The organism is Bradyrhizobium sp. Leo114 (assembly GCF_055229415.2).
Genome location: NZ_JBUYEN020000025.1, coordinates 20,937 through 38,858, shown reverse-complemented (window position 1 = coordinate 38,858; position 17,922 = coordinate 20,937). Strand labels below are relative to the sequence as shown.

Here is a 17,922-nt window from a genome sequence, read left to right as displayed (position 1 = left end):
ACAAGTGCACAGACTTCCCGCCCAAGCGGCGCTTGGCTCAGTGGCGTACCCTCTGGCCGATCATCTACCTTGCCCATAATCGGCAGAAGAGGAGCGCAGCTCCGGCGTGCTCCCCCCGAAAGTCGCGCCCGGGCAGCGCTCTAGCCTATCGACGGAAACGGATGAGCAAGCGCTGGTTCGGGTTAAGACAACGAGAGGAAATGAGCATGACGCCGCGCGAGAAACGCGACATGCCCTATATTGTCGGGCTCGCCTGTGTGGCGGCGGTCATGATGGCCGCGTTTGCTGTGTTCTGGCGGTAGCGCGTAGGTCATATCGAAGCTGAGGGACGCGAAGCGGCCGACGCGAACGCGACCAGCGCCGCGTCAAGCACCTCGACTAGATGTCGAGCGTTCGTCGTCTGATGGCCGAAGGTGTTTCAACGCCAGACGCGCGTGGTGCTCGGCCTTTTTGTTGCCAGTCTTCGCAATCTCCTCGATGGCCCAAACCAACATCTGAATGGCACCTTCCGAATTTTTCGAGTTCATCTGGTCCCATTTGTTTGCCAGCAAGTAGGCGCGCCCAGCTCACCAGCGCGCCTAAGGGTCCCCCATGCCAACCGGCACCATCAACCACCTAGGTTAAGAGCCGCCTCGGTGGGGCCCTACCGCCACGACATGGCGAAGCGCGATCACCAGCCCCATCGCCGCCACACCCTAACCCAGTTATTTGATCTCAGGCCTCGGCATGGCACACTTGCTCGTGCTGAATGTGGAGATGCCCTTTTCACATTTGGCGCCTACTGAAGACGACCCCTGCGGAGCCCCCGATGGAAGCCGGGGGCTCTTTTTTTGTCGACCAGCAGCAGCACCATTGACCGAGGCATTGGGCTCGACCAACCGACCGACGCTAGTCCTAGTGGATTGAATCGCGCGCCGTGACTCGCTGTAATTGCCGGCATGGGTACGAAGTCACGCGAGGTCATTTGGGGCGGCCAGATCATGGGCGCCGCCCTCCGCGCTAAGCACGCCCGCGAGGAGGCGATCAAAGCGGTCAAGGCCGCCGATCGCGCCGAGGCCGAGGCCTGGTCCGTTCGCATGGAAGGTTACGGCGGCCCGGCGCAGCCGTCGCCAACGCAATGCCTCAACGGCGGCTTAAGCTGGCTGGAGGTCGCGTGCCACCGCTGCAAGACCCGCGCGAGCATTCCGCTGGATTGCATCCGCCGGCCGCGCGACTAAAGAAGACGGCTGCATTGCCCCGCACGCACGCGGCGACGCTCTGAGCTGTGATTTGGATTGTCTTCCACACAAACATGATGGCGAGTGCGCCAAGCAACACGCTGGCTGCATAGAGCACGGATAGCACGATCGCTTCCGTCATTGTTTCACCTGTAGGTCGTTTAGTTCATTGGTTGGTTGTCGCGGAAGGCTCTCAGCGCTTCCCGCCTTCGATCACTGCGCGCTCAATCTGTTGTGACAGCCGCCGCTTCGTCTTGTTCTGATAACGCTGACGGCGGCGTGGTTTGTTCTGGGATTTTTCAGGGGATTGCTTAGACGATGATGGGCTGACCAAATGATCGAGCAGCCGCCCGAAATGGCCCGCGAACGGTCGAAGTTTCCGCAGGCGGTCGGTTGACCAAAGAGATGGGCCTTGGAAAGCCGCCGCGCTTATGAGACGCCGGTTGGCACAGACTTGCATAACCATAGTGTCAACTTAGCTGCCATTTCTTCTCGAAACAAAATCCGAGTGTTGCGCTTGCGGCACGGCCTTTGGGCGTCAATTCACCTATGCTCGTTAGGCCGCATTGGGACTTAGACACAACCGCCGCAATTAAATTCATCGGCCGCCGATCCTGAGCGACGCCGAAAAGGGGGAACGACATGAAGAAGTTTTTGCTGGGCACTGTTGGGTTGATTGCCCTCGGCATGTCCGCTCCGGCGCTGGCCGCGGATATGGCCGTCAAGGCACCGCCACCGCCCCCGCTTCCGGTGATCTACGACTGGAGCGGCTTCTACGTCGGCGCCAATGCCGGCTGGGGCCAGAGCCGCAATTGCGTGGATTTTGTCGACGCTTTCGGTAACGCGTTCAGGGACGGGTGTCATGACCAGTCCGGCGCCGTGGTTGGTGGGCAGATCGGGTATCGGTGGCAGTGGGGCGGTGGCTGGGTGTTCGGCCTGGAGGCCCAAGGGGATTGGACTAGTATCGAAAGCACGCGCGCCAGCTTCATCGACCCGACGTTCTCGACCCGCGCGAGAACCGATGGCATCGGCCTTTTCACGGGCCAGGTTGGCTATGCCTGGAACACGTCGCTGCTGTACTTCAAGGGCGGCGCGGCGGTGACGAGCAACCGCTTCAGCATTCTCGATACGCTTACCGGCATTGAATTCGCCTCTTTTAATTCGACCCGCTGGGGCGGTAGCGTGGGTGTCGGATACGAGTACGGCTTCGCACCGAACTGGTCTTTCGGTGTCGAGTACGACCACCTGTTCATGGGCCACGCGAACAATTCGTTCTCGGTGGTCAATCCCATCGTTGCCGCCGCGCTCAATCGGATCAGCCAGGACGTGGACATGGTCACGTTGCGCGTCAATTACCGCTTCAACTGGGGCGCCTCCGCCCCACCGGTTGGTACCAGTTACTGATTTTTCCGAACTCCAGCCAACTCAGCCCCGGCATTCGTCCGGGGCTTCTTACTGTTCCGGCTCGCGTTTGCTCGGCGATGGCTGAGTACGGGAGAAGCGGACATCGACCAGCCGACAACCCCCGCTGAATCGGTCGAAATTGAAAGAGAGGCTAGATCAGTTGTTAGATACTCAGCCGTGGGACAGACCTTTGCGGTCTTGTGCTCCACTCCGAACATGCAATGGAGAGCACTGTAATGGACACTGAACATGTGGGCGCCGCATCAGAAAATTTGGCTGACGTGACGCAACGCATTGCGACGATAGTGACTTACGCTCAGGCCACTCGGCACTTTCTGGATCATCGACCGCTGGACCTGGATGAGGTACGACAAGCGCTCGATTGCATCGTGAGGGAGGGCTTTCTGGCCAGTGACGTGATCTACCGGATCCGCGCGTCTACGAGCTTGCCTCGTCCGGAATCCCCCTGGATTACCGAGGGAGATGATCGCGAGCGCGTCAGCGTGCCGCAGCAGGGGCATGGCGTCCGGCAGCGCGCGGCCGGCGAGGCGGCTTCCGTCCAGCAAATCCCGATGCGCCGCTCCGCCTGAAGGAAGCGCCGCCGAGCGCCAATTCTCCCAGACGCAAAAAAAGCCGCGCCATCCGGGCGGGATGACGGGGCCAGTCTGGGAATGATGATCCCTGCTTCTTCAAAGTTATGTCATACGTGTTCGTTAGGGCATCGATCGTGGTCAGATTCCAACTGTACCCCAGCTCCTTCAAATGATGTGCTGAACGCCGGTCAGCCGTTCATTGCACAATGGCCCAACCGACGATTGCGCCCGTGAGCACCAAGCCACCCCAATCTGGAAACTGGAAGCCTCGCTGAAGTGTCGCCACTGCCGGAAGGGCCACACCGCGCCGCCCGTGCACATGATCAAACTCACCGAACAGCGTCAGATCTCACCCTATAATGGGTGCACCCGAGCGAGGAGGATCGCTGATTGACCGCCGTGAACCGTGACGCCATCGAGGCAGAGCTGCTCGAGATCGAAGCCATCCTCGCCGAAACCGATCTCAAAGATGAAGACCATGGCGCGCAGCAAGCGCTGTGCCATGCGCTCGATCCCGACACCTGGCATCCGGCCAGGCAGACCTTCTACCGGCTCGGCGCGCGGCCGATCGAGGCGGCCAGCAAGTCACTGAACTGAGAGAACCGCAATCACTGTCATGATCGTCGAGGCAATGCCCGCCATGACGACGAGCGCGGTAAACAGACGGTCCTGCATGACGCTAGCCCTCTAAGTAGCAGGCCCCGGCGCGATCATTGAGCGGATCGACGCCGGGGCGCTCCCTCTCGGCCGACCGGGGTAGAAGGGGGCTGGGGTGATCAGCGAGAGGTCGCGTGAACAGAAAAGCACAACTGCAGCGCGGATGTCAGTGCAGTTTGTGCCGTAACCAACTCGAATTCTGAGCCCCTTTGGTTACATAGTGCACAGACAGGCGGCCTCGAGTGTGCCTGCCTCGGTGGGCGATCTCTCGCGCCGATCCCTGGGAGCCTCCGAAGGGTCGGCCGAAAGGTAGCGACGCCCCGGCGCTGATCCGGTGACTCCTCGGCGCCGGGGCGGTCAAACCCCGCGAGGATGAATTGAGCAGCACGCGGCTGATAGTGATGCGCAAAATCTTAGCCGAGCACGGGCCGATGACAGCAGAAGCCATGGTCCGGGAAATGCTGAAACTCGGCCATGACGTGTCCGTTCACGAAACGCTACCCGGCAAAACCTCTTCGCTTCTCATAAGTCTGTGGAGGCTGGAAAAAGCCGGCATCGTCGCGCGCGAAGGCAAAGGTCGTTCGGCGCGTTGGCGATACAAAACATCACAGCCGCAAACACCGCAGTCGCTATGAACGGCAGCTCGTGCTTTCAGGCTGGGTCGAGAGAAAGCCGTGAATGACGATCGCAACCCCCTGCTCACGCTGATCTCCTGCATCATCTGCAAGAAGACGATGCGGCTTGAGCGGAGCAGCCCGGGCGACGACGGCAAGGACCTCATTCAATATCGCTGCGAGGAATGCGGGCGCATCGAGCGGGTCCGGCTCGTGCGCAGAAGCTGGCCCCTGTCCGCGAGTAGGGTTGGTTGAACCCTTCTTTATAACAGCGAAAGCTGGATATCGACGCGATGCCCATGCCGCGCCAGAAAGCCGTCCAGTGCCGGTGGCACCTCGCCGCGCTCGGCGCAGCGCTGGCTCAGTTCGGTGGCGATCTCCTCCGAGGCGTCGCGCGACCAGCCTTCGGCGGTGTTGAAACTGACGATGCGGATCGGGTTCTTTAGAGATAGAAAAGCGAAGATCAGGAATACGGGGGGTGAGTTTTTATGTCGATTCGGAAGGCGGGGCTGTTTGGATCATTGCCGGCTCTCCGATGGCTCGGCCACGAACGCCACCATCACCGCGCAAGGCCGCCAGCGACGATCACGCCGTGGTATAGGCCCTTTCCGGGATACGCAGGGCAAACCCTTCTCGCCGCCGTCATCAGCATCTGCCATCCAAGCCGGAGCTTGGAGCGACGAAGAAAACGACGATTTTTGCTAAGCCGCGTCAGTGCAATTTATGCCTATGGGCGGCCAGAAAGTTCAGAATCAATCTTGCTCCTGCGAATAGGCGGGTTAGGCCCGATTCTTCATCTCCAGCGGTTGCAGCGGCCCGCGCCGTCCCGGACGCTTCAGAAACTGATGCTGCACCGCGAAAGCAGCTTCTTGACGGAAAGCGGGAAAATCCGGCAATTAAAATGGCTTTTGCGCCAGTGCTTGTTTAGATCTGGCCGCCTTCCTTTGGGAGCAGCCATTGGTCGACGATCTTCTGGACCGGATGCGGCGAAACCCGCAAGCCGGTTGGACTATTGAGGACGTGGAGAAGCTTTGCCAACAGTATAACGTCTCGTGCGAAGCTGCGCGCGGCAGTGGATCGCACTACAGGCTATTCGGTAAGCGCCTGGATCACATCATGACCGTTCCTTCCGGACGATCGGTCAAACCGATACATATCCGGCGTGTGGTACGTTTCCTTGACCTTGTCCGTTTCCTCGAGCTTATTTGGCATCTTTCATGAATCAGCTGACCGAATATCCCGTGCTGATCCGCCCGTTGCCAGCGGTGGATGGCGGCGGCTTCATCGCGCTGGTGCCGGATCTGCCCGGGTGCATGTCGGACGGTGAAAGTCCGGCCGAGGCTTTTGCCAATGCGCAGAACGCCATCACGGTGTGGATCGAAGCGGCGAGCGAGTTGGGGCGGCCGATTCCATCGCCGACGTTAAGCACGCGGCTGGATAGTCTGTTCCGAAAAGCGATTTACTGACCTCAAAGCTGATCCTGAACCCGCAAATGGGCGGAGTGTGCGCCGTTTTTCCTTTGACCCAGTGCTTACAGAGGCCTGCCCCGTACCAGCGCGTCAGGCGATGCGCGAATGCTCGCGCAGCAACATCTCGCTCCTGGGTGTACCTTAACTACCTTTGCGCGCGTGCTCTCTGAGAAAGTGCGCGTACATCTCCCGCAATTCCGCGACCGGCCCGTCGCTGCCGTCGAGCAGGACCGGCGTCAGGCGAAACGTATCGTGGTCGAACTTCCAGCCTTTGATGCCCATGAGGAAATAGGCTTCTGCGGATGCGCGGAGATAAGTTAGTTCTCTGGCGCGCTTCAGGTCATCGCGGTGGAAAGGCTCGATTGCATCGTGTTTCATGTTCGTCCGGTCTCCATCTCGAACTGCTCGAACGCCGGGCGAAGCGGAATGGTGTCGTGAGAGCCGTCGGTGTAGTCGAGATGGAGATTGTACTCGGCATCGATTTCAGAACGCGTGATCCGCGGTGCAATCGCGAGCGGACCTGCGGGACCACGCTCACCGCGCTCGCCCTTCTGACCCTGCTGGCCGCGCTTGCCCGCGGAAGCGAACAGTTGCCAGTGCTCGCCAGGGCACGGCCCAGGATCGTGACGGTGCGCGACAAAGCTGGACCCGTTCAGCATAACTATGTCGAGCCGTTCGTAGGTTTTTGCGGGATCATAGGTACCGCGGGACCGGATTGTACAACCATCCTTGCCGTCTGCACCGGATCGCGCCAGGCAGGTCCAATCTTCGCTCTCCAGACAAGGCGCTTTTGCGGTATCGCGCTTGGCCTGATAGCTGCCGGTCTGATCGGCCACCACGTTGCCGCGATAATAGATGCGGCCTGCGATGTACGGCTCGACCACCGGCATCGAACCCGGCTCGCCCTTTTCGCCGCGCGGACCCGGTACGCCATCGGCAGGCTGCTTGATCAGCGCCGTCCGCTCTGCGATCTCAGCGCGCATTTCGGCGCGAAGCTCGGTTCGAATCGCTTCCCGCATTTCCGCCTTGGCCGCGCGGATATCGGCCAGCGCCCGTTCCAATTTCGCTGAATTGCAATCCGACTCGCGTCGAAGGCGACCGACCTGTTCGTTGATGCCCTCGCGCAATCCCTCAATGACGCCGTCACGGATCTCTGCGATCTGCTCGCTTACAAGGTTCTGAACGTACTGCGCCCACGAGGCCTGAACGGCTACGTCACTGGCGGCCGCGGTGTTTGCCGCTGCGCGGATGGATTTCTCGGTCGCGATGTTGGTCGCGTCATGTCTGTTAACGCTCCCGAAGCTGCCGTATCGCGATTTGCCAGACATCGATGCCTCCCTCAGTGCAAACCGCCTAAAGTATAGCACCAAAGCAATTCGCCAGGGAGGCAATCCTCTCTCGGGCGAACTGATCCGACAGCCAAATGACGGTGAATTAGCGGTCAGTTGTTTCGACTCAGACGGCGGCTCCGGCCAGCAAGAAAGCGCCGCCGAGCGCGACCAGCACGAGTCCGGGCCAACTGGATTTGATTTCGAAACCGCTACCCGGTCTTTCCGGTTCCAGCGTGTCGCGACCGGAGCGAAGCCGTCTTCCACCGCTTAATCTGCCTCGCCAGATTGGCTGATACGCCATCTGGAGCACGCCGCCGAAAACAAGGAGCACACCAAGCCATATAAGGGTCATGCTGGCCTCCTGCACCGTCTTCCATTCGACGTCTGGCCGGTCGCTCCAGATTAGAAGATCGATCCTGGACGCCATCGGATGCTTTTAGTAGAGCACGACACGCGGGCCGCGCGGATCACGTCCTCAGAAGCTCAGCCGATGCCAATCCCAAAGTATCAGCCTTCGTCCGGCTCTCGCACGACCGGCGGATCGTCGGTTCGATTCTCATCGTCGTCTTCTTCCTCTTCGTCCTCGTCTTCATCCTCGTCGTCGTCGGGATCGCGGGGCGGCATCGTTGCACCTATGATCGCGAAGGCACGCCAGTCGATCCTGACGGAAACTAGCTTGGGGATTTGTAGGGTCATGTTGTTGCTCCTTGGAAGTGACCCTGGGGCATTTTACCCCTTTTCAATAGGGTCAGAACCGGCGGCAATCAAAACGCCAAAGCGCGTCCGGTCTGGCTCAGTTAGCCAACTTGTTCAGAGCGTTGTTCGGCTTAGGCGAACCGAGCGGCCTTACCGGAGGCCCATGCGCTGCACAGCAATTTCCGCGATCTCTCGCGACCCGTTTATGCCTGTCGCGCGGGCCTCGATAACCTTGCGAGCGACCATATCGCAGAACGGGTCGTTACGATCAACCACGCCCAGCAAGTTTAGAGCTTGATTGAAGGCCATATTCAAAAGCTCGATTTCTTGCGGCGTGCGCTTGTCTTTCAACAACCGATTGATTGGCATTGCCCCGCCCTCAGCCAACGCAAACAAAAGCAGCCTTTCTTATAGCACTGGATTTTCCCTGGCGGTCGGGAGAACCATGGAAGGAGCACTGACCCTTCACGAATTGTGCTGCTTTCGTCACTTGAATCGGCATCGAAGTAAGGATGGCCACCAACCGCTAGGCATCCCACAGATGCTGGGCGGCCCCATTTTGTTGGCGGTCCCGATAGCAAATGCACATTTCCAAGCGCATACTTCAGGCATGGCGACAATTGTTCAATGCGATTGCGGCGCCGAGTACAGACGCACTGAAGAGAAGTTCTTGGTGCCGCATACGGGTGACGCGATCTGCGCGGTCTGCGGAGCTGCGCTAGAATCGTGGACAGAATGCACCCACGTCCCCATATATGAACTTATTGAACGTCCTGGCAGCAAGCCGGAGTCATTGGCGTGACGGACGAAACCAGACATGGACGTCAACGTCAGACCTTATCGCGGCATTAGAACGAATTGGACCGAGCGCGGAGGCTGCTCGATTGTGGAGTGCAAGCGGCCGGGGAAATGAGAGGAAATGCATAGCTTCGCGCCGCGACCGGCCCGCAGGCTTCACCGGGCTTTTCGTCGCCCGACCTTAGGAAGGTCCATTCGGATGCGCCAACGCGGCAAGAAATCGGGTCGCCGCACTTGCGACGATAGCAGTCGACGGCAAGCCTAAGCGGCTCGAGCCGCCATCAACGTTCAGCGGCCCGAGCGCAACGCCTTCGTTGCTATCGTCAAGCCGCGCGATACGACACACTTCGTTCAATCCGATCTGCCGCTGCTTTGCCGATATGTCGAGGCGGCAACTCTCGGCGAGAAAGCTATCGTTTGAACTGCCCCGCGGCGCCGTCGTGGACGGCAAGCCGAGCCCCTGGATCGTCGTCCAGGAAAAGGCGATGCGGGCGATGGTGTCATTGTCAGCGAGATTGCGACTGTCGCCACAAAAGCAGGACTGATCCAACGGTCGGCCGTCGCGCCCCGGATTTAGATGGACCGAAGCCATGGGACAATGAGCTTTGAACTTGCGAGTCCGGTGCCAACGGTGAGCTGAACGATAGGTGAGCAAGCACCGATACCTTTGCGCCATGAGCGACAGAGCCGTTTGGTCGCCTCGTCGCCTCGCGTTCCCGGCTATATCTCACGCAGCATGGCTAGAAACCGTCCCCGGTCAGTCGGCGAAAGCGCGCGGTCTGAGATGCGCGACGTAATCGCGCGCCGCCCGGCTCAATGCCCGCATGGTCTTCCAGGCCTCCGTGGCCTCAAGCCATGCTTTGAGTTGTCGGAATTTGCCATAGGCCCACGCGAATGTGGGGATCTTCATCAGCTTGTCGCGCGTGAGCCTGAACAGGCGCTCCACAAGTATGAGCTTGAGAAGCTCGCCGACAATCAATGTCACGGCGCTGCCCAGGATTTGGCCAGTTGCGGCGAGGTAAGCCGCCACAGGTTTAACCGGCTCCAGGATAATCACAGGCACGGAAAACAACGCCAGCGAGGAATATGGCGGTAGCGACCTGATCCAAGCCCGCAATCTGCGCAACATCACGTGTCTGGCAATCCAGTCGGACACCGGCTTCGCCACGGCCATGAAGACCACGTCCACCACGAAGTACACCACGGCGATGAGGTAAGTGAGGAATTTCAGGATTCTGTTCACGATCTTCCCTCCGCAAACCCAAAGCCCGACAGTTCAAATAGTTTCATTCGTCCCTGCCGTCGGGTTGCCGCTTGGCGATTCCATGGGGAATCCCGCGCGCTCTCAGGGGATGCTCCCTGGGGCTCGGGAACTGGCACCGCGCCGCTCGTATTTCACGCCTTCTGGAATGATCTGGAAAGCAGGGCGCGCGCTGGGCGGCGCGCAGCCGATGGTCTAATTCTCCACGAGCTTGATGGTTGAGACCGGCCACCGTCCATCATGACCTTTGATCGAAATCCGAAGCCCGTGCAATTCATCCAGCCATACGTTCTCAACAGTGCCTGCCTTTCCATCGGTAAGGACGACGGTTTTGCCGATCAATTCGGATTGCGCCTCACCGTACTCACGCAAAATCTTGACGCACGGCGTTTCACCGATGGCATTGCTCGTCCATGTTCGGCCGAGCCGTCTGTGCTGTCCCACAGCGGTTCAGCGGCGAGGCCTGTCCCAGCGCTCAGCCGCCGGAATGATCGATGGTGACTGCTCTTCCAATTCGCGGAGCCGGTGGATTTGCGTTCTAATGCTCGCTGGCAATTCCGGCTCCGGTTTCAGCGACGCACGCAATCTCTCGCCGATCTCTCGAACAATGGCGCGGCTGTGTTTGTGGTCTATGTCAATCCGGTTGGGCATAACGAAGCCTCGTTCGGGGCAAGAATGCGCCCAGCAGCGAAGACCTACGCCCCCTAGCTCTCCTGCTTGCGAGCACGGCTGGCCGTTCCGAATGGAACCGGAGACCGCCGCTTTTGGCTATCTGCGCGAGCGCTGGTTTGAGAACAGCGGGTCTTCTATTAGCGACCTTTGGCTATCCGCGACATGCGCCGTGTTAGTACCGGCGAGCGACGGTCTCATGTTTTTTCTAAAGCCTAGCAGGCTCTTTCGTTCCTTGATCCTTTGATTGCAACCCGATGTTCCATTCGGAGAACCCGGACTCGGTCGGCTGGGTCTTAGACGATGGCCCAACGGACACACGGATAGCACTCGGAACCATTTCAGAGAGTGCCCGGTTAGTTTATGGGACGATAAAGGGGACCGTCGCTATGAGGATCAAATATCTCGCTGCGATTGCGATAGCCGTTCTTGCCGCTTGTACTGGGCTGGCCGTCATTTCTCTCGGCCCGCTGCCCCCCGAAAAGCAGTCCACGCCGACCGCTACGCAAATGGCGGACCGATTGGCTCAGTCCTTGGACTCGTTTTTCGATGCGGCTAGTGGCTAACAGCCGGCATTGGCGGCGCTGCCCGAGTCATGGCGGGGCGCGGCTGACGATATTTGCAGGCTGTTCTCGCCCACGGCAAAGATGGCTGCTCTCGGGCGCATCGAATGCCCCAGAGCCGAATACGCTGGCCGTGGATTTTAAGCGTGTCGCCGTCGGCACATCGATAGCCGCATCTGCGCGAGGGGACGCAACTTGAAATCGATTTCGTATTCAATCAAGCGAACGCTGGGGATGCGCGATCTGGCTTGAGATCAATTGTGATTTCTCGATCATAACCGCGCGAGACCTTTAGCTCGAACACGACGTAGCTGCCTTGATGATCGGCCGCGAGAATATCAATGAATTGCCCCCCCGCTGGGAACTAGACACCCGTGATTTCTAGCCAGCTGGCTCGCTCAGGCTTGCCCGGTGATCCACTCTAAAGCTTCACGTTCTTCGCGTTTGTCAAAGGTCCGCACTTCAGGATGCAGGAACAGCCGCATGGTGCCTATGACCCAATACTGCCAGTTATGCCCGACGATAACGGCTATGCGCTCCACCTTCTGGTGGTGATTTTTCACAAAGCCGATGTGCTTCTCGAACGCAGCGATATCTTCCCAGCCGCCAAACTTCGAGGCGTCAACCAGCAAGCTTATGTTGCCCTGCTGCTGCAAGAGGGAATCGATCTGCGGTGCAAGCTGCCGAAAGTCCCCGGCCTTCAACTTCTCAGGCACGGTTATTTTCAGCACACGATCAAAGATCAGCTCTGTTTGGATCATTGCAGCTCTCCCATGCAGCGGTGGCTCCGCCGCGCGCAAGAAGAACCAGACCGCCAGCAGCGCGGCGTCTTCCAAGCCTAGACCTCACGCCGCTTTGGGTCGGCGCTATGTCACTGCACCAACGTTGCAATTACTAGAAGCGCATCGGCACCCGCCCCTTCAAATGCCAGGTAGAGTACTGCAGCGATCAAAACTGCGAAACCCGCAAAGACGAGTGTGCGTTGTTTGGAAGTTTCCATGGTCGAACTCCCTAACTAGAATAAATTCCTTGCATGGAGGATAACGTTAGACCCCAAAAAAGTAGCCGTGTGTGGGGCCGTTCACACTTAGACTGCTGTAACTTGGCGCGTGGTTAGTTAGCCGAGCCGTCTTGCACGTAGCCAGTGCGACGACCGCCCCGTCCCGGTGCTTGGAGACGATGCCCTCAGGCGGAGCTTGCAGGCGTGTGTTCGAACACGGCCGCGCCGATCTCGCCCTGCATGCGTTCGTTGAGCTAAAAGCCGCCGCTGGATTTGGCGAACGGCTTAGGTTAGCTAGTCCTTTCTCTTCGGCGTGGTTGTCCACTGTGGTCCGCTGCCAGGTCGCCACCTTTCAGCGAACCAGAATGCAACAATGGCGGCAAACGAAAGCAGAAAAACTCCTGCGCAGAGAACAAAAGCTTGTACAGCGTTGGTCATGGCGACCTCCAAGGCCGTAGTGGGATGATCACCGTCTGCGGCCTTACTGAGCGCAGCATTGATCTGGATTAACTTTGACCGATCAATCTAGGTCAGCATCGATGGCCGAACCCATGCACCGTTGCGCTGCACCATCAGCCGGTAGCCGTCGTGCTTGATTTCATGGACCCACAATGGGCCGGACGGTGGCCGGGTCACCTTCGTCGGCTGGCAGGGTTCGCTGTAGCCGGGGGGCCGCCGCATGCGGTCATGCGGCCGTCGCTCGATCCTCTTTGTCGGCCCCGCGCATGACGATCCTGAGCGCATCGTCCGGCAATGGCCGCTGCAGCGCCTTGGCTTCGTCCCATGGCGCGCGCATCCAGACGTCGCGCTCCAAGTCGGTCGTCAAGATCACCGGCATGGCTTTCGGGTGAATAGGCTTCACAGCCGCGTTCACCTCGGTCGCTCGCGCCGCAAGTATCGGAGGTAAGCTACGCGGCTCTGATCAAGCGGGAAGCCGTCACCTTGCCGCTGGATCACGCCTTCGGCTTCGAGCTTGCCGATGTAGGTGCGGCTGCAATCGAGATGCAGTGCCAGTGCGGACGCGCTGACGGTCGCGGGCTTGGCGGATTGCCGTCGAGAGACCGGCTTGGCGACGGGCGGGCGATCAATGGTGACGGTCTCGGTCATCAGCGTCATTCCTGTTGCGTCGGTAGGATACTCCGATTGCAGCGTCAGCGTGAAGGCGGTCTCTACCGCAGCCCCACTTCCGCTTTCGGCGGTACTGCGGACATGACCGGACTCGTTGCTGGCTCGGCTCGGTCGCGAATGACCCGGCAAGGTTGAAGGGCCGGCGGTTCGTGAAAGAACTCTTTTAAAGTCGCGGTCAAAGGGAACGGCTGCCAAGTTATTCCTCGTCCGGCGGCAATTCGGCCGGATGCGCCTTGCTGTATGCCTTCATCGCCTGACGCAAAGTCGGAAAGATGCGTTGCTCGTGTTCCGCTCGGTAGAGGTCGATCTCCCGTAGCCACATAAGAAACTCAGTCCTGCGGCCCGCAATGATGAGGGTGGCGCCGCGCGCCTCCAGCGCCTTGCGCAGGTCGCGGAAAGCATACAGGCCGTTGATATCGACGTCGCTAATTGGAATTGCGTCGATGACAAACCACTGCAGGCCGGGGCTTGCTGCATCGGCCGCAGCCAGTGCTCGCTGCTTGAAATAGTCGGCGTTGAAGAACGTCAGAGGCGCATTGAAGCGAAAGAGCGTGAGGCCGGGGAATGTCCTCGCAGACCGATGCCGCTCGATCGAATGAAAACCGGGTAAGCCAACTACCTTGCCCAGCACCTCGGCGCGCGGGCGCGCGGTTTGCTTTACGAAGCGCGCCAGCGCGAACGCCACTGCGATGAGAATGCCGTTGATCGCCCCCACCGCCACGACGCAGAGCGTAGTGATCATCGCCAGTCCGAATTCGAGACGGTCGATCTTCCAGATTTCTGTAAGCGCTTTCACGTCAAAGAGCGAGAAAGCCGCAAACACCAGTACCGCTCCGAGGGCCGCGATCGGCACGTATTGCAGCGGCCCGGTCAAAAACAAAAGCACGATCGCTATCGCGGCCGCGGCGACTAGCCCAGTCACTTGCGCACGGCCTCCCGCAGCGGCGCCCATTGCAGTGCGCGAGTCGGCTCCGGTGACGGCAAAGCCTTGCGACAGGGCCGAAGCGATGTTGGCTGCACCATAGGCCGCTAGTTCGCGATCGACGTCGATTTCGTAGTGACCCTTCGAGGCAAAGCTGCGGGCCGTCAATGTGCCGCTGGTAAAGAGTACGAGGGCTAACCCGGCCGCGTCGGCTACCAGTGACGGCAAGTGTTCGAGTGGAAACGTCGGCCAGCGCAATGGTGGCAGCCCGGCAGGAACTGTGCCCAGAATTGCGACGCCCTGTGCGTCAACTTTCAATATGGCAGCCGCGGCGCCCGCAACGATCAGCACAACCAGCGCCGCCGGTATGCGCGGCAAGAACCGTAGTGAGATGAAGAGTACGACAAAGCTGCTGGCTCCTACCGCGAGCGTCGGCAAATGGGTTTGCGGAAGCTTAGAGAAGACTTCGAGTAGCCGAGGAACGATGCCATGCGACTCGATTGAAAATCCAAGCAGTTTACCGACTTGCCCGAGAAAAATGCTGATCGCGATGCCGTTTAGGAAGCCTACAAGGATTGGCTTGGATAGAAAATCTGCCAATGCCCCGAGGCGAAAGAAGCTCGCGCCAATGCACAACAGGCCGGTGAGAAACGTCAGCGCGATCGAGAGCGAGAGGTAGATTTCAGCATCGCCAGCAGCGAGCGGTCCGATTGCGGACGCGATCATCGCGCAGACCGCTGCATCGGGGTTCACGATCAGTTGGCGCGACGTACCAAATATTGCGTAAGCGACTAGCGGCAAGACGCTCGAATAAAGGCCCACGATAGGGTTGAACCCGGCGAGTTGGGCGTACGCTATCGACACAGGCAACGCGACCGCCGCAACCGAAATACCTGCAACGAGGTCGTACCGGAAGTCTTCGGCAAATTGATAGCGCGAAAGCGCCTGCACGCCTGGTGCGATGCGTGTTAGACGTTTAATCGTGTTAGCGGATGCGGGACCCGCTGCCGGTATCTTAGAACCCATTTGTACATTGTACCGAAAGCAACACATCGAGTCCGCAATCTATTGCCACATCGCGTCGTTTTGCTGCGCTGCCGAATTTGGTCGCTATCGCGGCATAGCGGCATTGAGTAGGACGGGCCGCTTCCCCTGTAACTGCAACCACGGATTTTCTCGCACCGGATATCCTCAATAAGCGCGGTCGCGCGGTCCCCGCGGGTCCTCCGTGGTCTGTAGGACCCGGTGATCGATGCGGATGGTGCCATCGTTGGGGGCTGTCATCCTCCTCGCTCGCATCTGCGCCGTTCTCCAGTGTCAGGGTCGGGAATGCTGATCGCGCTGCTGCAGCGCATGCGGCGGTGCGGCGTCTTCGCGCTGGCATCCAGATGATCCGGCCCGCGAATGCGGCCGGATCGAAGCCGAGCGTGCGAACAATCAGCCCGCGAAGTCATCGTGCCGAGGCCGGTGCCGGTGACCGCCTCGTCTGCCGGGAAACGGCCAGTCACGGTACGTTCAGCTAGGTCTATTTCTTTTTGGCAAGCATGGCGCGCGCCTCATTGCAGATGGTCCTGACGGCAGCAGGATCATTTTTGGTAGCCTTCTCATAGACCGGATTGTCTTTCAGGAAGTCACCGATCATCGGCTTCTCACCGTAGACAACTTGCTCCCAAGTGAAGCCGTTGCCCTCGATCACGGAGATGGTCATTCCGCGAAGCTTGCCATCTTCCCCCGTGGTCAGATTGCAGCGCTTCTGCGCAATCATGTAGATGACGGCAGCTATCGCCGCACTGTTCTCCTGCTCGGTGTTCTGGGTGAACGCTGGTGTTGATGTGGCAAGGATAATGGCAGCGGTGAGGATCAGGCGTTTCATTGGCTTATTCCTTTTGGAAAAAGGAAAGGCAGCCAACCGAACCGCCCGTTGACATGGATCAAAGAAACCGAGCGGCACATCGCCGTTCAAATCCGACAACTGTCGAATTCGCCCGCCTCGCAGCCAGCCTCGCCGGTGCGTTATTTCGAGGTGGCCGCTACCGACACCGGGCGAGGCAAGCGCGCATCAGCGGCTTTCGCACGCGGTGCGTTGATCGATCAGCACAAAATCCGCTCCCGACACCAACCCGATGCCGCAAGCAGGCCGCGAAATCGTCGGGCCGGACCCAATTCGTTTTAACAGATGCTTAACGCAGTGGGCGTAAGGGTCGCGCGTCGTGGTGATGCTAGGGGGTGAACCTGAGCTAGGAGTGAACCTGATGATCACTCGGACACTTGCTGCGGCGCTCGCGGGAGCGACTCTGTTCGGCCTTACCGCGCAGGCCGCGCCGACGCCCAAGCACAAGGCGAAGCCGGCAGTCACCGTCACAGTGACGGTGACGAACTCGCGCAAAGCGGATCTAGTCCAACTGGAGGCGGCCCAGTCCGGCTCTTCAGACTGGAAGAAAGTGGTCGGCCCGGTGAAATCCGGCAAGCAAGCGTCGGCTAAACTGCCGCAGGCCAGTGATTGCCGCTTCGATTTGCGCGGGATGTTCAACGACGGCGAGTCGATGGATGCGTCCGGCATCAACGTCTGCGCCGATAAGACGCTCAACCTGACCGATTGACGCGGCCCCTCTCGCGCTGGCCGGAATGAGAAAAACCCGGCCAGCGATGTGCTGACCGGGTGCAGACCGGCGCTGGCGTCGCTTTTATATCTCACGCCGCGAGCAGGTCCCGGTTGAGTTGTGCAACTTGGGGCGTCTCGGTCAACGTTTCGCGCAATGACCGTTCGATGACCGTCGCCATCTCGCGCCGCAGGTCGAACTTGTCCCAGCGAGCATAGACCGCCGTCACGCCCTTGCGGGTATGCGCGAGGATCGCGCCGATCTGTTCGAGCGAGTAGCCCGACTTGTCGAGGATCGTCGCGGCGGATCGGCGAAGATCGTGCGGCCGCCACGGCTGCATCCCGAGGCCTTCGACGATGCGCTGGGCCGCTTCGTACAACTGCTGCCGCCCGGCTAGCTTGAACAGCCGCACATCCGCATCGCTCTTGAGGTGCGGCCGTAGCAGTTCGAGCGCCAGGCCGGTGAGCGGCGTGATGAACGGGCTACCGGCCTTCATGCGCTCTGCGGGCAGTGACCAGTGGGGACCGTGCTCGCTCGGCCCACTGAGGTCGCGAAGCTCGCTGCCAACCATGCCCGCTACCATCCCCGGCCGTGCCGCCGTCACGAGGATCAGCCGCAGCGCGGTTGCGGCATCGCGCGACACCTTGAACCGTTCCGGCTCCTCCAGAGCCCGCCAGACCTGTTTGATTTCGACGGTACTCAGGAAGCGGTCGCGCGGAACGGAGGCCCCACCGGGCGCGGGAAGGTCCGCAAAAGGGTTGATAGCCGTGAACTTGCGGCCGGGCTGTTTCGCCCACTTGAACATCGCGCCAAGGATAAATCGGGTCTGGTTTGCCGCTGCTTTCTTGCCGCGCTCGTCGGCGATGTCCTGGAGCATTTCGGCGGCATCGTCGTCGGTGATCGAGGACAGCGGGCGGTCGTTCCAGTCGTAGACGCGCCCGATGCGATTGAGCGTATTGAGCGTCTTTTTCCCGGAACGGAGCAGGACCAGCTTGGCGTC

The 17,922-nt window shown here is 59.9% G+C and carries 21 protein-coding genes and 2 pseudogenes; 9 read left to right on the top strand and 14 right to left on the bottom strand.

Going from position 1 to position 17,922, the window contains the following annotated elements:
* Positions 1–938: 938 nt before the first annotated feature.
* The 8 genes and pseudogenes from ACZIRK_RS27320 to ACZIRK_RS27285 form a co-directional block, all read left to right on the top strand.
* Positions 939–1,214, top strand: a pseudogene (locus ACZIRK_RS27320) (hypothetical protein); the annotation flags it as partial.
* Positions 1,215–1,859: 645 nt separating this feature from the next.
* Positions 1,860–2,621 (top strand): autotransporter outer membrane beta-barrel domain-containing protein, encoded by a 762-nt coding sequence (locus tag ACZIRK_RS27315; protein WP_130227753.1) that lies wholly within the window; start codon positions 1,860–1,862, stop codon positions 2,619–2,621.
* Between the two features lie 236 nt (positions 2,622–2,857).
* Complete coding sequence (locus tag ACZIRK_RS27310) at positions 2,858–3,211, top strand: hypothetical protein (protein WP_463328409.1); 354 nt, start codon at positions 2,858–2,860, stop codon at positions 3,209–3,211.
* 393 nt (positions 3,212–3,604) lie between these two features.
* On the top strand, positions 3,605–3,811 hold the full coding sequence (locus tag ACZIRK_RS27305; RefSeq protein ID WP_130227754.1) for a hypothetical protein: 207 nt from the start codon (positions 3,605–3,607) through the stop codon (positions 3,809–3,811).
* A 437-nt stretch (positions 3,812–4,248) separates the two neighbouring features.
* Complete coding sequence (locus ACZIRK_RS27300) at positions 4,249–4,506, top strand: hypothetical protein (protein WP_130227755.1); 258 nt, start codon at positions 4,249–4,251, stop codon at positions 4,504–4,506.
* Positions 4,507–4,545: 39 nt separating this feature from the next.
* Positions 4,546–4,740, top strand: a complete 195-nt coding sequence (locus ACZIRK_RS27295; protein WP_245474865.1) for a hypothetical protein — start codon at positions 4,546–4,548, stop codon at positions 4,738–4,740.
* 702 nt (positions 4,741–5,442) lie between these two features.
* Positions 5,443–5,706 (top strand): type II toxin-antitoxin system HicA family toxin, encoded by a 264-nt coding sequence (locus ACZIRK_RS27290; RefSeq protein ID WP_130227757.1) that lies wholly within the window; start codon positions 5,443–5,445, stop codon positions 5,704–5,706.
* On the top strand, positions 5,703–5,951 hold the full coding sequence (locus ACZIRK_RS27285) for a type II toxin-antitoxin system HicB family antitoxin (protein ID WP_130227758.1): 249 nt from the start codon (positions 5,703–5,705) through the stop codon (positions 5,949–5,951). The genes ACZIRK_RS27290 and ACZIRK_RS27285 overlap by 4 nt, the downstream gene beginning before the upstream one ends.
* Before the next feature lie 144 nt (positions 5,952–6,095).
* Here ACZIRK_RS27285 and ACZIRK_RS27280 read toward each other — a convergent pair whose 3' ends face one another.
* The 13 genes and pseudogenes from ACZIRK_RS27280 to ACZIRK_RS27220 form a co-directional block, all read right to left on the bottom strand.
* A complete protein-coding gene (locus ACZIRK_RS27280) occupies positions 6,096–6,332 on the bottom strand; it encodes a hypothetical protein (RefSeq protein ID WP_028169047.1) in 237 nt (78 codons plus the stop codon).
* Positions 6,329–7,282: a hypothetical protein gene (locus ACZIRK_RS27275; protein ID WP_130227759.1), complete on the bottom strand. Its 954-nt coding sequence runs from the start codon at positions 7,280–7,282 to the stop codon at positions 6,329–6,331. The genes ACZIRK_RS27280 and ACZIRK_RS27275 overlap by 4 nt, the downstream gene beginning before the upstream one ends.
* Before the next feature lie 127 nt (positions 7,283–7,409).
* Positions 7,410–7,637 carry a hypothetical protein gene (locus ACZIRK_RS27270; RefSeq protein ID WP_130227760.1) on the bottom strand — a complete coding sequence of 76 codons (228 nt, stop codon included), beginning with the start codon at positions 7,635–7,637 and terminating at the stop codon, positions 7,410–7,412.
* A 155-nt stretch (positions 7,638–7,792) separates the two neighbouring features.
* Complete coding sequence (locus ACZIRK_RS27265) at positions 7,793–7,981, bottom strand: hypothetical protein (RefSeq protein ID WP_165435361.1); 189 nt, start codon at positions 7,979–7,981, stop codon at positions 7,793–7,795.
* Between the two features lie 150 nt (positions 7,982–8,131).
* The gene (locus tag ACZIRK_RS27260) at positions 8,132–8,350 is read right to left on the bottom strand and encodes a hypothetical protein (RefSeq protein ID WP_165435362.1); all 219 of its coding nucleotides are present in this window, start codon (positions 8,348–8,350) and stop codon (positions 8,132–8,134) included.
* A gap of 1,186 nt (positions 8,351–9,536) precedes the next feature.
* Positions 9,537–10,022, bottom strand: coding sequence for a hypothetical protein (locus ACZIRK_RS27255; RefSeq protein WP_130227761.1), 486 nt, complete (start codon positions 10,020–10,022; stop codon positions 9,537–9,539).
* A gap of 213 nt (positions 10,023–10,235) precedes the next feature.
* Complete coding sequence (locus ACZIRK_RS27250) at positions 10,236–10,439, bottom strand: PRC-barrel domain-containing protein (protein WP_130227778.1); 204 nt, start codon at positions 10,437–10,439, stop codon at positions 10,236–10,238.
* Between the two features lie 1,231 nt (positions 10,440–11,670).
* The gene (locus ACZIRK_RS27245) at positions 11,671–12,108 is read right to left on the bottom strand and encodes a SpoIIAA family protein (protein WP_463328408.1); all 438 of its coding nucleotides are present in this window, start codon (positions 12,106–12,108) and stop codon (positions 11,671–11,673) included.
* Between the two features lie 35 nt (positions 12,109–12,143).
* Entirely contained in the window at positions 12,144–12,272 is a 129-nt protein-coding gene (locus ACZIRK_RS27240) for a hypothetical protein (RefSeq protein WP_283813287.1), read from the bottom strand.
* Positions 12,273–12,957: 685 nt separating this feature from the next.
* Positions 12,958–13,152, bottom strand: a pseudogene (locus tag ACZIRK_RS27235) (SOS response-associated peptidase); the annotation flags it as partial.
* Positions 13,143–13,379, bottom strand: coding sequence for a hypothetical protein (locus tag ACZIRK_RS27230; RefSeq protein WP_130227765.1), 237 nt, complete (start codon positions 13,377–13,379; stop codon positions 13,143–13,145). The pseudogene ACZIRK_RS27235 and the gene ACZIRK_RS27230, both read right to left, overlap by 10 nt.
* A 217-nt stretch (positions 13,380–13,596) precedes the next feature.
* The gene (locus ACZIRK_RS27225) at positions 13,597–15,273 is read right to left on the bottom strand and encodes a SulP family inorganic anion transporter (protein WP_463328406.1); all 1,677 of its coding nucleotides are present in this window, start codon (positions 15,271–15,273) and stop codon (positions 13,597–13,599) included.
* A gap of 574 nt (positions 15,274–15,847) precedes the next feature.
* Positions 15,848–16,195 carry a hypothetical protein gene (locus tag ACZIRK_RS27220; protein ID WP_130227767.1) on the bottom strand — a complete coding sequence of 116 codons (348 nt, stop codon included), beginning with the start codon at positions 16,193–16,195 and terminating at the stop codon, positions 15,848–15,850.
* A 370-nt stretch (positions 16,196–16,565) separates the two neighbouring features.
* Between ACZIRK_RS27220 and ACZIRK_RS27215 the strand changes: the two genes are divergently transcribed.
* Positions 16,566–16,922 carry a hypothetical protein gene (locus ACZIRK_RS27215; RefSeq protein ID WP_130227768.1) on the top strand — a complete coding sequence of 119 codons (357 nt, stop codon included), beginning with the start codon at positions 16,566–16,568 and terminating at the stop codon, positions 16,920–16,922.
* Positions 16,923–17,013: 91 nt separating this feature from the next.
* Here the strand turns inward: ACZIRK_RS27215 and ACZIRK_RS27210 are convergent, their stop codons facing one another.
* Entirely contained in the window at positions 17,014–17,799 is a 786-nt protein-coding gene (locus ACZIRK_RS27210) for a tyrosine-type recombinase/integrase (protein ID WP_463328405.1), read from the bottom strand.
* Between the last annotated feature and the right edge of the window lie 123 nt (positions 17,800–17,922).